This window comes from Pseudoalteromonas aurantia (assembly GCF_005886875.1).
GTDB classification, from domain to species: domain Bacteria; phylum Pseudomonadota; class Gammaproteobacteria; order Enterobacterales; family Alteromonadaceae; genus Pseudoalteromonas; species Pseudoalteromonas aurantia_A.
Map to the genome: position 1 here is coordinate 1 of NZ_PNBY01000124.1, position 13,387 is coordinate 13,387.

At 40.0% G+C, this 13,387-nt stretch carries 15 protein-coding genes and 1 other annotated feature; of the genes, 7 read left to right on the top strand and 8 right to left on the bottom strand.

What is annotated here, in order from left to right; all coding sequences use genetic code 11:
- Nucleotides 1-307: 307 nt before the first annotated feature.
- The 3 genes from CWC18_RS18850 to CWC18_RS18860 are packed head-to-tail and all read left to right on the top strand — an operon-like array spanning nt 308 to nt 3,570.
- Entirely contained in the window at nt 308-1,435 is a 1,128-nt protein-coding gene (locus tag CWC18_RS18850) for a sensor histidine kinase (RefSeq protein WP_138675876.1), read from the top strand.
- On the top strand, nt 1,425-1,841 hold the full coding sequence (locus CWC18_RS18855; protein WP_138592198.1) for a response regulator: 417 nt from the start codon (nt 1,425-1,427) through the stop codon (nt 1,839-1,841). Before CWC18_RS18850 ends, CWC18_RS18855 begins: the two co-directional genes overlap by 11 nt.
- A 7-nt stretch (nt 1,842-1,848) precedes the next feature.
- Entirely contained in the window at nt 1,849-3,570 is a 1,722-nt protein-coding gene (locus CWC18_RS18860) for a putative bifunctional diguanylate cyclase/phosphodiesterase (RefSeq protein WP_138592199.1), read from the top strand.
- Nucleotides 3,571-3,967: 397 nt separating this feature from the next.
- Here the strand turns inward: CWC18_RS18860 and CWC18_RS18865 are convergent, their stop codons facing one another.
- From CWC18_RS18865 to CWC18_RS18880, 4 genes are all read right to left on the bottom strand, one after another.
- Complete coding sequence (locus tag CWC18_RS18865) at nt 3,968-4,618, bottom strand: VTC domain-containing protein (RefSeq protein ID WP_138592200.1); 651 nt, start codon at nt 4,616-4,618, stop codon at nt 3,968-3,970.
- Nucleotides 4,615-4,992, bottom strand: a complete 378-nt coding sequence (locus CWC18_RS18870; RefSeq protein ID WP_138592201.1) for a hypothetical protein — start codon at nt 4,990-4,992, stop codon at nt 4,615-4,617. The genes CWC18_RS18865 and CWC18_RS18870 overlap by 4 nt, the downstream gene beginning before the upstream one ends.
- A gap of 231 nt (nt 4,993-5,223) precedes the next feature.
- On the bottom strand, nt 5,224-5,469 hold the full coding sequence (locus CWC18_RS18875) for a hypothetical protein (protein ID WP_138592202.1): 246 nt from the start codon (nt 5,467-5,469) through the stop codon (nt 5,224-5,226).
- A 20-nt stretch (nt 5,470-5,489) separates the two neighbouring features.
- A protein-coding gene (locus CWC18_RS18880) for an IS3 family transposase (RefSeq protein WP_432760770.1) occupies nt 5,490-6,649 on the bottom strand; the annotation gives its coding sequence in 2 pieces (ribosomal slippage) (nt 5,490-6,415 and nt 6,415-6,649; 1,161 coding nt in all).
- Nucleotides 6,315-6,431 (bottom strand) — a sequence feature (AL1L pseudoknot). Its footprint overlaps the gene before it by 117 nt.
- A gap of 148 nt (nt 6,650-6,797) precedes the next feature.
- Here CWC18_RS18880 and CWC18_RS18885 point away from each other — a divergent pair.
- Entirely contained in the window at nt 6,798-7,187 is a 390-nt protein-coding gene (locus CWC18_RS18885) for a hypothetical protein (protein WP_138592203.1), read from the top strand.
- 60 nt (nt 7,188-7,247) lie between these two features.
- On the opposite strand, the gene CWC18_RS18890 is transcribed toward CWC18_RS18885, so the two are convergent.
- From CWC18_RS18890 to CWC18_RS18900, 3 genes are read right to left on the bottom strand one after another with little or no spacing between them, the layout of a single operon-like run.
- Nucleotides 7,248-7,940, bottom strand: coding sequence for an SDR family oxidoreductase (locus CWC18_RS18890; RefSeq protein WP_138592204.1), 693 nt, complete (start codon nt 7,938-7,940; stop codon nt 7,248-7,250).
- Nucleotides 7,941-7,988: 48 nt separating this feature from the next.
- The gene (locus CWC18_RS18895; protein WP_138592205.1) at nt 7,989-8,474 is read right to left on the bottom strand and encodes a GNAT family N-acetyltransferase; all 486 of its coding nucleotides are present in this window, start codon (nt 8,472-8,474) and stop codon (nt 7,989-7,991) included.
- Nucleotides 8,475-8,528: 54 nt separating this feature from the next.
- Nucleotides 8,529-10,025 (bottom strand): DUF3612 domain-containing protein, encoded by a 1,497-nt coding sequence (locus tag CWC18_RS18900; protein WP_138592206.1) that lies wholly within the window; start codon nt 10,023-10,025, stop codon nt 8,529-8,531.
- 168 nt (nt 10,026-10,193) lie between these two features.
- On the opposite strand from CWC18_RS18900, the gene CWC18_RS18905 reads away from it, so the two are divergent.
- From CWC18_RS18905 to CWC18_RS18915, 3 genes are all read left to right on the top strand, one after another.
- A complete protein-coding gene (locus CWC18_RS18905; RefSeq protein ID WP_138675877.1) occupies nt 10,194-10,697 on the top strand; it encodes a malate synthase in 504 nt (167 codons plus the stop codon).
- 194 nt (nt 10,698-10,891) lie between these two features.
- The gene (kynA, locus tag CWC18_RS18910; RefSeq protein ID WP_138592208.1) at nt 10,892-11,767 is read left to right on the top strand and encodes a tryptophan 2,3-dioxygenase; all 876 of its coding nucleotides are present in this window, start codon (nt 10,892-10,894) and stop codon (nt 11,765-11,767) included.
- A 23-nt stretch (nt 11,768-11,790) separates the two neighbouring features.
- A complete protein-coding gene (locus CWC18_RS18915) occupies nt 11,791-12,978 on the top strand; it encodes an aminotransferase class V-fold PLP-dependent enzyme (RefSeq protein WP_138592209.1) in 1,188 nt (395 codons plus the stop codon).
- A 207-nt stretch (nt 12,979-13,185) separates the two neighbouring features.
- On the opposite strand, the gene CWC18_RS21290 is transcribed toward CWC18_RS18915, so the two are convergent.
- The coding region (locus tag CWC18_RS21290) for a hypothetical protein (protein WP_212747742.1) at nt 13,186-13,387 on the bottom strand (202 nt) is incomplete at its 5' end.

Sequence of the window (13,387 nt, forward strand, 5' to 3'; positions counted from 1 at the left end):
CAGCTCTGGATAAGCGAATTTGCCCAATAAAGCTATTTTACTCACTCTCGGCGTTGCTTTCTTTGTAATAGCCCGCTATTACTGCATTAAAGCGCCTTAATAGTGCGCAAAATATCATCATTGGATTTTACGTAAGTTTGTTTTCAAAACATTTTCTATTCCAAAACCCTTTTCCAAACCTGAGGTTAAATAAACTGCCTGAGATTATCGCTTCTTTTTTTTCAATTTTAGTAAAAACAGACTATACCTAAGGGGTGTAAATACTGTTCAAACGCTTTATGCTCATAGTGCTCTAAGGAATTGAGACATGAATAAAAAAAAGCAATCAGGCATCGCTGAGTTTAATATATCGGCTTACGATCAAGCTGAGTTTAATGATTTACTTTTTGAAAACATGCCCGATTATGCATTCGTCAAAGATGAAAATTTTAAAATCGTAAAAGCAAACTCAGCTTTTCTGTCAATGTACCCCGTCGATATAAGGAATAAAGTCATTGGTTTCAATACCTTAGAAGACTACAAACCAGACGAAGCTGAGCTATTTTTGGCGATGGACAAAATCGCATTCGAGCAAGGATATAGTGAAACTGTAGAAACAATCACATTTCCTGACCTCAGAATAAGAACACTACTCACCCGTAAAAAGCGCTTTGAAACCATTGATGGACGTACCTATATACTTGGCATAGCAACAGATGTGACCGAGCGAGAAGAGTTAATTGAACAGCTGCGAAAGTCTAACGATGACCTTGATCAGTTTGCTTATATGGCCTCTCACGATCTCAAAGCCCCCCTAACTGCTATCTCAAAACTCGTATCATGGATTGATGAAGATTATCGAGATGAATTACCAGCGGGTGCAATTGAAAACTTTGAACTGATCAAATGCCGTATCAACCGGATGACACTGTTGCTCAATGACATGCTCACTTATTCTCGCGTAAACCAAACTCCGCATGAAAAAGAAGAGTTTTCTTTCAAAGAACTCGTACTCGAACAATTTGACATAATATGTATAAATAAAGAATTTAACCTATCGTGTTGTGAACTAATCGTGTCATTACAAAAAGATGCAATCGCCATCGTGTTACGCAATTTATTAGCAAATGCCATCAAACATCACCACCTTGAGCACGGGAACATTGACGTAACAATAGAGGAGCAAAAAGGCTTTTACTCTATCAAAGTCACCGATGATGGGCCTGGTATAGATCCTCAGTACAGCTCAAAAATTTTTGAAATGTTTCAAACGCTAAAACCAAGAGATCAGCAAGAAGGGTCTGGGATTGGGCTTGCGATTTGTAAAAAAATTGCAAACCATTACGCTGGGGATATTACATTAGTTGACCAACCTAATGGCACGTCATTTTTAGTGACTTGGCCATCTGTACCAACTCACAGCCTCCATTCAAAAGGACTAAATAATGAAACATGACTTGAATGTATTGCTCGTCGAAGATGATGATATTGATTTCATGAGTATTGTGAGAAGCTTTAAAAAGCGCAAAATATTAAACAAGATCACACGAGCTATTGATGGAGTGCATGCATTAGAACTGCTTCGAGAAGAGACAATAACCAAACCATTTATTGTATTACTCGATTTACAAATGCCGCGTATGAGTGGCCTAGAGTTTTTAGATACCATCCGTAATGATGACATGCTAAATGACATGGTAATATTTGTACTAACCACCTCCGATAATGAACAAGACATTGTTAAGAGCTATAAAAAGCATGTTGCTGGCTACTTTCTCAAAGACCGCGTAAGCGATCAGTTTTTGGATGTGGTCGATGTTTTAGATGGGTATTGGCGCATTCTACAATTGCCTAAAGGTTAGCCGTATTATGAATATACTTTTAATCGACGATGATATTGTAGACAGCAAGTCTATTCAGCGCTCACTCAACTCAACAAACAATAGTGAATCTCTCACAGTCGTGAATAACGCTGAACAAGCACTTTACCTCATCGAACATGATAGCTTTGACGTTATACTGCTTGACTATATGATGCCCAAAATGAATGGCATTGAAATGCTATTAGAATTAAAACGTCGCTCTTGGATAAATAAAATGGCGGTAGTGATGATCAGTAATGAACACTCAGAGTCTATTATTCTCAAAAGTATTGATGCTGGAGCACAGGACTTCTTACTCAAATCAGAAATTAATGCGGGTCAATTAAAGCGCGCGTTAATGCAAGCTCAAAAACGCTTTGAATTAGAAAATAAGCTCGTTGACAGTTATCAGAAAGTGAAAGAGTTGGCAGAGAATGATCATTTAACTGGGTTGTATAACCGATATTATTTTGGTGAAGCACTGCAGCGCGCAATCATTGCGAATAGAACATATAATGCAAATTTAGCAGTTTTACAGCTCGATTTAGATAATTTTAAAAATATTAATGACAGTTTTGGCCACGATATTGGTAACGCCTTATTACAAGAGATTGCACTGCGATTTAAAAGCGTTCTTCAGCAAAATGATCTCGTTGCACGTATAGGTGGGGATGAATTCGCCTTTATAATTACTTCTTTCAATTCTCCTTTATACATAGAGCGCCATGCACAGAGGATCCTGACTCTTGTCAATCAACCAGTTATTATTGAAAAACGCTGTATGCACGTCACTGGCAGTATTGGTATTGCACTTCATCCATTGAATGGGCAAACTGTTGAAGATTTAATGCGGTACGCAGATATTGCCATGTACAGAGCAAAACAATTGGGTAAAAATAAAGCCTGCTTATTTGAAGACAACATGGAGAAAGATTTTCAACGTAAATACCGTATTGAGGTAGATTTGCGTCATGCTTGTGAACACCAAGAACTAGAAATGTATTATCAGCCTATCGTTGATACGCAAAGCCGCCGTGTTGTATCGTGTGAAGCACTCATTCGTTGGCCTACAGCCAAACTGAACACTAATCCACAAGAGTTTATGAATATTGCCGAAGAGTCACGCCTAATAGACAGCTTAGGACGCTGGATCATTGATACCGCCATTTACCAGCAAACCGTCATTAGTAACAAGCTAGGTTATACGATTAAGATGGCCATCAACTTATCGCCACTGCAATTGAGAGATCCAACTCTACCCACTTTTATACAAAAAGCATTAAAAAAGTATCAAGCAAAAGGAAAGAATATTGTTTTTGAGCTAACTGAAACAGCGTTACTCGGTTCAGACGATGTAGTGCGTAATAGCGTAAATGCTATTAAAAAATTAAATTGCTTAATTGCCCTAGATGACTTTGGCACAGGCTACTCATCAATTTCACACCTACTCACCTTTCCCATAGATATAGTCAAACTCGATAAATCACTGTTAGACAAGGTGCACGTACTCCCAAGGTATTACCACATTCTAAAAGGACTCAGCAGTATGCTACACCAGCTGAGAATTGCCGTTGTAGCGGAAGGTGTTGAGTCGGCCCAACAAGTTGCCATATGTTCAGAGCTCGATATCGAACGCATACAAGGGTATTACTTTGCAAAACCCACTTCTCACTGTCGTTTATTTATGCTCATTCAAGAACTAACTGACCTTACTACTGATTTGAGCTAACTAACCTTACATTTTTTGGTGCGTCTACAAGTACATTAGGTAGTTCAATATCCATTGTTTTATAAAAGTAATCTCCAAGTAAATTATCACAGCCCTTCGCCTCTAATAAAGTGGCTGGGTATGATGTGGATACTGCAAGTCATAAGCAACCTCAAGTCGCCCTGGTACAAACCCCAAATATAAAGTCAATCACAATCAATAAAGATATTGCAATATTCTCTCAGCTTTTAACTGAATACGCTTATCTTTATCACTTTGTCCCATAATTGGTTCTTTAATTCTTCGATAAGATAATATCGCCTAGGCTTTTACGCTCACTGGTTAGCATAATACTCTATTCTCAGGTCGTAGAAGCTTGTTGATATTAATACCACGTTAGCATTCGAATACCATTGACTTACTTTGAATGTCGAGAAGGTCTCAATGGGCATGTCGTGATTAATGCCGCTAAATCAGGTTCATATTGCTCATCAGTTTTAAGTTCAAGCAGCACATATGCGCCAAGAGAAACCTGATTATGCAGGTTTAATTTAGCGTGATAACGTTGATCATACACATACATATCTTGATCAAATGTGGCTCTTATTCGCCGACATGTGGACTCAAAATATTGCCTTTGATACCGACAAATCAGTACCGGCATTTGTTCATTACCCCATAATATCTGACCTTGGTGGGGCAGTGAACGATAGGCATCACGTAAAATACTTGGCCACTGCGCTCTATTCTTGTTGAAACCAAAGTCTAATCCAAAAGTGACCTTGTCCCCTTCTCCTGCTTCTCGGTGCTTAAATTCAAACTTTGCATTTTTAACATCTGCTAAATCATCATACCAACGAATACGTACCTTCTTACGAAAACTAATCCCACTTAAGTTCTCTTCGTAGCGCTCTAAATGTGCATCATCCAAATATAAACTATTAACGAATCTATCTGGGTAGCACTTTTCAAAGCCCAGCGCATAGCTATTTAACCATGCTTGTACAGTGTGCGAGCAATTTAACGGAATAGGTATTTTTACCTCAAAACGTCTACTTGGCTGCGTCATTTTGGCTTATCCGATTCCTTTTCACTCAAAGACTGTGGCGTTATTTGCTTTCCATTGACTAATAAGTCACTGCCTATTTGTGTTACGACTTTTTGGCCACACCCAGTATCTGAACACGTAAATTCTGAGATCGACATGCTTCCCGGTCCAAAATATGGCTTTTTACTGTAACTCATCAGGGCATAATGATTTACTTCCTCAACGGCTAAGCGACTCCCGTCAATACGAGAGTCGTTTTTGGCAACCAGAGCAAAATTAATTTTCTTAAACTGGCTATCGTATACCGATAAATGACTACGTTCACCAGCAGAAATTGCCTTATCACGTATATTGGTAAACTGTGTTCGGCTGATCTTTAGCCTAGATCCACTCACATCAATTCCATCTCCACCAGAACGGGCGTCAACATCATTAAACCTTGAATCAGCGACGTCTCCAGTGCAGAAACCACAATCAAATGCATCAGATAGCGCATTTCGAATAGATAACTGAGTGATATTTACATCACCATTTATAATATTTAATGCATCTGCAGAGTAATTATCGCTAATACTTAACCCTTGAATATTGACCTTCCCACCAATAAAGTAAGCGGATCCCCTTGGCTACCACAGACCCAATTTGGGGCTACTCGCGTGACTTAGTCGCACATGTTTTACAAAAGATGTAGTTTGGTTAGTGTGATTAAACACTGTGATCTCAGCCCAATATGGCACCCCCTCAGAACGTGTGATCACAATTGGTGCCTGCTCGCGCCCTTGGAATGTCACTTTACCAAAGACCATCATTCCCGCACCTTGAGTAAACTGTAAGTGTGTGCCCGCATCAATTATGAATCGCCCCGAGGTCATCGGAGACCAGTTTGTTTAAGTCAAGCCACTTTACCTGACTGGTTTAAATTATCATAGTAGTCTGTTTCATATTGAGCTGGTGAAATATACCCAATTGAAGATAATAGGCGTTGATTATTAAACCAATTAACCCACTCTAACGTTGCGTATTCAACAGCATCAACATTTTTCCACGGGCCATTTCTGCGAATAACTTCTGTTTTAAATAAGCCATTTATTGTTTCAGCCAATGCATTATCATAAGCGTCACCCACACTCCCTACAGAAGCTTGAATTCCAGCTTCAGCAAGTCGCTCAGTGTACCTTATCGACAAATATTGACTGCCTCTGATGCTGTGGTGAATTAACCCCTCGGGGTTACCACGATGCCAAATAGCTTGCTCTAACGCATCAAGAATAAGCTCTGTGAGCATTGTCGTTGATACACGCCAACCTACAATGTATCGTGAAAATACATCTATCATGAAAGCGACGTAAACAAAGCCACTCCATGTGGCAACATAGGTAATATCAGCGACCCAAAGTTGATTCGGCTGCTCAGCAGTAAATTGACGATTAACTAAATCCAATGGCTTATCTTGTTGCTCGTCAGGTATCGTTGTCTTATGTGCTTTCCCCCGACGAACACCTTGAATGCCCATAATTCGCATCAATCGTTCGACCGTACAGCGAGCGACTTGATGGTCGTCAAGCTGTAACTGCTTCCATATTTTTCTTGCACCATAAACTGACATATTATCCTCCCACACTTCGCGAATGAGTATCATCAGCTCGGCATCACGTTTTTTGCGGTTAGACAGTCGCTCAGGCTCTCTTTGTATCTGTTTATGAGAATAATACGTTGATGGTGCAATCGGTAATTCCTTGCAAATTGACTCGACACTATAATGCTCACGACAAGCATCTATGAAAGCCACGCTTATTTCTGTTTGCGGTCGAGCTCCGCTTGGGCGAAAAAAGCGGCAAGCCGTTCTTCAGTTGATTGAGTGTTAAAAGATGGTTTAGACGGTTGAGCTTGAGATTTCTTGACCCATACTCTCAGTGTTTCTGGTGTACATCCCAGTTTATCTGAAATCGATACTAGCGCAGCCCAAAGAGAAGGGTATTCATGCTGTTGTGTAGTAACAAGCCTAATTGCATGTTCACGAAATTCTGATGTATAGCGATTTGATTTTTTCATAGTTCCAGTTTCTCAAGTTATTGAATCTCTGGCAAACACGGGGCGATTCAATAAACCAGCGCAGAATTTACTTCTAGAGAACTTTGGTACAAGTATTGGAGTTTTTTACAGCGGTCAATACAACTCGTATATGTCTTTTGCTGTGGGCATGGATTTTATTTATATAGAAGACAAACTCCCCTTCTCTGAGTCAGTTCGTAACGACTTTACAGGTGAGCTTTCGAGCAAAGAATTAAGCATTTTTGGTAAAACCATTTATGCGGAAAGCGGAATATTCTATCCTTTTCTTTATCAAAACCAGCTGCAAATTGGCATATTGGGAGGATATAGATATAACGATCTGACCCGTACAATATTCCGCTGTGAACAATGCCAAGAACAGGAGCTTTATCAATTTGAAAACTTAACGTATGTTAAACCATTCATAAAGTACAAATTCAGTGCACGTTTTAGCTTACAAATTGCATATAGCCATTACTTTAATGAGATGGGTTTTAACAACTCAATTGATCTGCAAGTAACATTCGTTAAGTTTTAACTACATCACTCTGGCGATGTAAGATCTTTTTTCGGCACCTTTTTTACATTAGAGGTGTCGTTACCACGCGATTTCCTCACCTTGATAACTATAAAATCCACCACTTTGAGCGTCTTGCAAATTATCTATCACCTGTTTTAAGCCTTCTGCCGACTCTTGAGCATCAATCAAAGCGTTAGGGCCTCCCATCGTTGTTTTCACCCACCCAGGATGTAACGACACCGTTTTTATACCTTGAGGCAATAAGTCATTAGATAGGCTTTTAATCGATGAGTTAAGCGCCGCTTTAGAGCTACGATAGAGATAACCTCCTCCTTTGGTGTTTTCTGTTTGGCTCCCCACCCGAGAAGAAATAGCCGCAATTGTTTTTAGCTCACTTGCTTCAATATGGGTGATAAACGCTTCAGCTAACTTTATTGGTGCGATCACATTGGTCTCAAAAACAGCTCTCCAGGCAGTTTCATCGCATTCACCAAATTTATACCCTTTTGGCCCATATATAGCTGCATTATTAAGTAAAACATCAACCACCTGCCCGTTAAGCTGCGACGCTAATTGGTTTACTTGAGTATAATCAGTCACATCTAACGCAAAAATCGTTAATGAGCGATAACGTAATGTCAGAGATTGTAATTCGTCAGCTTGACTTGGCACGCGACATGTTGCTAAAACTTGCCAGCCTGCTTTTAAATATACTTTAGTTAAAGCAAGCCCAACGCCACGATTTGCGCCGGTGATCAATAAAGTCTTCACACGCTTATACTCCTAAAAATGTGGACAATTTACGATATTGTCAGCAGTTCAGATCTCAGTTAATTTATCCGCGACATATAATTGCATAAATACAGACTCCGGATCTGGCTGATAAGTTCCGTAGCTTTCGCGTTCATAGAAACCAAAGTGGCGATACAATGCAATGGCAGCATGTTGTTGGGCACCCGTTTCTAACATCACTTTATTTAACCCTCGCTCAGTAACTACGGCTAATAAATGACTCACTATTGCTTTTGATAGCCCTAATCCACGAAAATTCGGCTTAACATAGATGCGCTTCAATTCACCATATCGCCCATCACTGTCTTCATTAAATATCACGGCGCCACATGCAGCTAAATTACCCTCTAGATAGATCCCATAAAATCCCACATTATCTCTATCCACTTCTTTTACTGGCAATAAAACATTGAGTTCAGCTGGGTATAAACCATTCATCAACTCATCAATTTCGACAAAAATATCAACCACACCTACGCTAGATGAGGTTAACTTTTGTATTTTGCTCTTCATTCACGCTCCTCACACTAAAACCCAAAGTTACTATAATGGGTACTTGGTTTCAAGCTAGATATTGTAACAACTCGGCGATCTCGGACATTCATTACCCCGAGTACAGATCACACGCACCTCATTGTCCATACCTCGTTCAATCCAATTGATATTTAAAATGCGTGCAACACTCAGTAACTGCGCCCTGAGGGAGCGTGGAATGACACTGGAGCCACCATGCTTTATGCATAACTTCTTCAGTTGCGACACCATTATTTGCGGATCTCCACCTTGCGCTAAAATAGCAGGGTTTAAATCAATCCCCGCACACAATATATGTGCATTGCCAGCCAAGTCATCAACTTGAACAGATTCACAGCAATATAACCTCGCCTCACCCCCAACTGTTAATATGGAAAGTTGAGCACTGCTTTCCCCACTGATATCCGAAAATTTACGAAATACCGCCCAATGCTGACAAGGGTCTTCAACACTGCGCATATTTCCCCAAGGTAATGGGATCCCATTACCTCGATATACTGCTTTTAATTTGCCTGGTTTGTAAGCATCAAAATAATGCCAATATGGATAAGACGATACCACCGTCATTCTTCTCATCGCGACAGAGGCAGATATACCGAGCTGCGCATGTACCTTTATATCATACCCAGTTCGGTCTAAAAGCTGCCGAAAAGGCGCCTTAGGACACAGTAATGCACCAGCAAAAAAACTAGACTCAAAGTCACGCCACGCATTGAGTGTATCTTGTGCACTTGGGGTATTGGTCTCCGTGACCGCCCCAACATCCTTACTGCCAATTTGTAAAACACACTGTAGCCCTTCTAAATTATGCAATACAGCATGGCCAATATGTACGGCTAAATCATATTTCAGACGACTGTGCCGTTGTTGTAAAACACGATTTAAGTTCACAATATTAGGGGCTGAAAAATAAGACGTGATAAGTGCTTTTGATGATGCGCTATTGCTATCAAACTCTGTTACATCAGTTTGATCAAACCACTTAATTACTAATCCCTTGTCATGGGCGATCCCCATCAAATCATCGCTGGTCAAATATAGGTTTTTCTGCCCTACCTCCTCAGCAGCTCGTTCTAAATCAGGAAAGTGATTTTGATGATGTTCTTGATATGCGCGGATCAATAGCTGAGCAAATTGACGGCCACTGATCCCCGTTTGTGACAACATTTCAGGAATAGCTATTTGTAATATATCGTTAGAAAATAGAAAGTTGGGTTCTAGTGCCATGCCTTCTATCCCGCCATGGTTCCCTTTTAATGGTGTGATCGTGTCTGGCTCGGGCTCATTATCTAAAAACCATTCTAATGGCTTTTGAAAGACCTCAGCCAAATTGTCTAGCATATCCATACTTGGCGTTCTTTTTCCGCGTTCAATCATAGACAAATAAGACACTGAAGGTGCTGATTGCGCGTCTACACGAATACATCGTGCTGATAAATCTTCTAGGGTCAGATGATTACGCTTTCGAAGGTTACGTATTTTAGTGCCAGTAAAATGGGATTTTCTTATCAAACTTTGGTCTTTTTTCATCAGTTCATGCTACTTAAGTCACAGTGAATACAAATTAACCATAGCATTTTTTGTAAAATTTACACTGTAAAATTCTTTTTGTGAAATTTTAAAGTTTTTTCACCTACACTAGTTGTGTACTCTCACAAACAGACTTGACCATCACAACGAACAGAATGAGGAAATATCATGACAGCACTAACCCGTTCAGACCTTAACCAACCCTCGCTCACAGAGCAAAAGCTTGACCTTGCAAAACGCTTCTTAGATGAACAATGTCCATTAGATAATGGCTCACACTTAAATACTACGCATTACGTTGTTTACTATAACCACCTCATGGCTTTCTTCCCTGATGGAAGCCATTGCGGCCTGCAGCAACCAAGTCAATTTGTCGCATTATGTGGGCACAAAGACGATCCAACTGCTATTTTGCTAAAGAAATCAGACGGGCTACATATTGAACTAACATTTAACCGTTGTGGAAAAACCGGTAAGTGTGACAGTGCTCATATCGATGATATTCAGATTGAAACGCAACTAAGTGCGTTAAACAATGATCATGCCCAACCTCAGCTTAAACGTTTATGGATGAGCTTTTTGAGCGGTGTACAACACGCTTTATGTGATACATCCGGTGTAAAGCAATATACCGCCAAAGATGGCAGTGACTACCAACTTAATACCTACTAATTCACTTATTGGCCATGTTAAGCCTCATGGCCTTGTCATTAAATAATCATTGCGCCATTAAACATGGCTGTGTGTAAAAAAGCAGCCGCTAACACTTAACTTCCTCTTTGTTGTTCTCCCAATAGCTTGGTATGGTTAATAATAAAATATTATTCCAAATAAGAATTCACATCACCAATAAAACAGGAATCGTTATGAGTTGTCCCTATAGTATTAACCCCAATCAATCAGCGTCCATAAGTAACCATAGGGATGTAGAAGAAAGTATTCATACTGATTTTAAAGACGATATGTCCTATGGCGACTATTTGAATCTTGAGAAAGTACTTTCAGCCCAACACCCGCTGTCAGACCAACATGACGAAATGTTATTTATTGTCATTCATCAAGCTAGCGAGTTATGGATAAAGCTCGCAGGACATGAGCTCACAGAGGCTATTAGCAATATTAAAAATGGCGATTTTGGCCACGCCTTTAAAGTTATTTCACGGGTAAAGCAAATTCTTGGGCAACTCACTCAGTCCTGGGGAATTTTATCGACATTGACTCCTGTAGATTACTTAAAATTTCGTGATACGCTAGGACACTCATCTGGGTTTCAGTCATATGGCTACCGAAAAATCGAGTTTTTACTGGGTAATAAAAATGCCCAATTACTCAAAGTCCATGAAAATGATCCATCGGTTCATCAAGAGCTTAATACGATACTGAACCAGCCAAGTTTATACGATGAAGCCTTGCTCGCTTTAAAATCGCATGGCCTACCTGTAGACGACAGTGTTATACACCGAGATTTCAGCCAACCTTATCAGCATAATGACAGTGTTTTACAAGCTTGGCTCACGGTATACCAAAATGCCGAACACTATTTTCACCTGTATGAACTGGCAGAAAAACTGGTCGATATCGAAGACAGCTTTCAGCAATGGCGCTTTAAACACATGTATACCGTACAGCGAATTATTGGAAATAAAATAGGAACAGGTGGTTCTTCAGGGGTGAGCTTCCTAAAAAAAGCACTTGATATTAGCTTCTTTCCTGAACTCTTTGAGCTACGTACTCAATTATAACGCGCCTTTAATGGAGTAGAATAATGACAACAGAACTTGCCCGCCAATTACAACCATATTATCAAGATTTTAAAGTGCATGAGCGACTATTACTATCAGGCCATTCACATCAAGCTTGGCCTGATGTAGCAAAACAAGGCATATTAGAATGCTATCAACACGCCGCTGAGCATATTGACGACAAGTGGCAATTTGCATTTCAAAAATCGGAACGAGTTAAAGCCTTTTATGCATCATTACTTGGTGAACCCAGCGCGCAAATCACCCTTGGCTCGTCAACCCATGAGCTTATATTGCGGTTTTTATCTGATTTAGACTGCTTTAAATCTCCTAACAAAAAACCTATTCGTATTGTCACCACAGATGGTGAATTTCACTCTATGCGCCGTCAGCTCAATCGTTTAAAAGATCTTAATATCGATATTCAAACACTCCCAGTACACCCAACCCATACTTTAGCACAGCGACTTATAGAGGCAATTGACGCAAATACAGACGCAGTGATGGTCTCCGCCGTATTTTATGGCACTAGCGAGATATTTGAGGGTATAGGACATGTAGCACACCATGCATATTCAAAGGGAATCCCGTGCTTAGTCGATGCCTACCATGCATTAAATGTCATCCCTTTTAATATAAAAAGCATGCAATTAGAACATGCATTCATCGTCTCGGGTGGATACAAGTACTGCCAAGCAGGTGAGGGCAATTGTATGTTAAGAATTCCAGAAAACTATCAAGGCAACCCTATTATTACCGGCTGGTTTGCCGAGTTTAATGTGCTTGAACAAGCACCAGGTGAAGTAAAGTATGCCAAAGGTAGCAGTGCTTTTGCAGGGTCAACCTATGATCCTATTAGCCACTATCGCGCCGCTGCCGTCTTTGATTTTTTCGAGTCTCAACGCCTAACACCCGAGAAATTACGAGAAATAAGCCAGCAGCAAATCACTTTTCTAAGTGATGGCATTAAATCATTGCCAAAACTCAGCCAGTACTTTACCTTTTCTGCCCATTCTATTGCACGCAACGCGGGGTTTTTAGCCTTAACCACAAAAAATGCGAATCAATGGGCCACACAACTCAATGCACACGGGGTACAATGTGATAGTCGTGGTCAACAGTTACGTTTGGGGCCAGCCCCCTACGTCAGCTTCGAACAGTTAAACCAAGCAATTACTATCATGGATAAAATCAGCCTAAGTATGACATGACTGAAGAGTAGTCAGCCGCGACGTATGTCTTGAACGTTTTTTGAGTTTACGATATACGTCGATAACAAAAGGAGAACTTCATCTACATGTTGGTTGCATTATAAATAACACACCTAAACTTGTTAGAGATAATACATTTCAGATTTTAATCCATAACTCCTTACTCATTGTTATCTACAAATTTAACGATACTTTCGTACGCTAGTATTAAAGAGAAATAAAAGTATTCCCCCATAATTTGAACATTACCTCATTAATGGTAAATAATACGCGAGAAAGCATCATGCTAAAATCGCACTTAGCCGTTAATACACAAGCCAAGATATTATGAGAGCTTAGCTGTTGCTGAGCAATATCCAATGATGATACTTCGCGTAATATCAACGCGCTTTTATGCAGTAATAGCGGG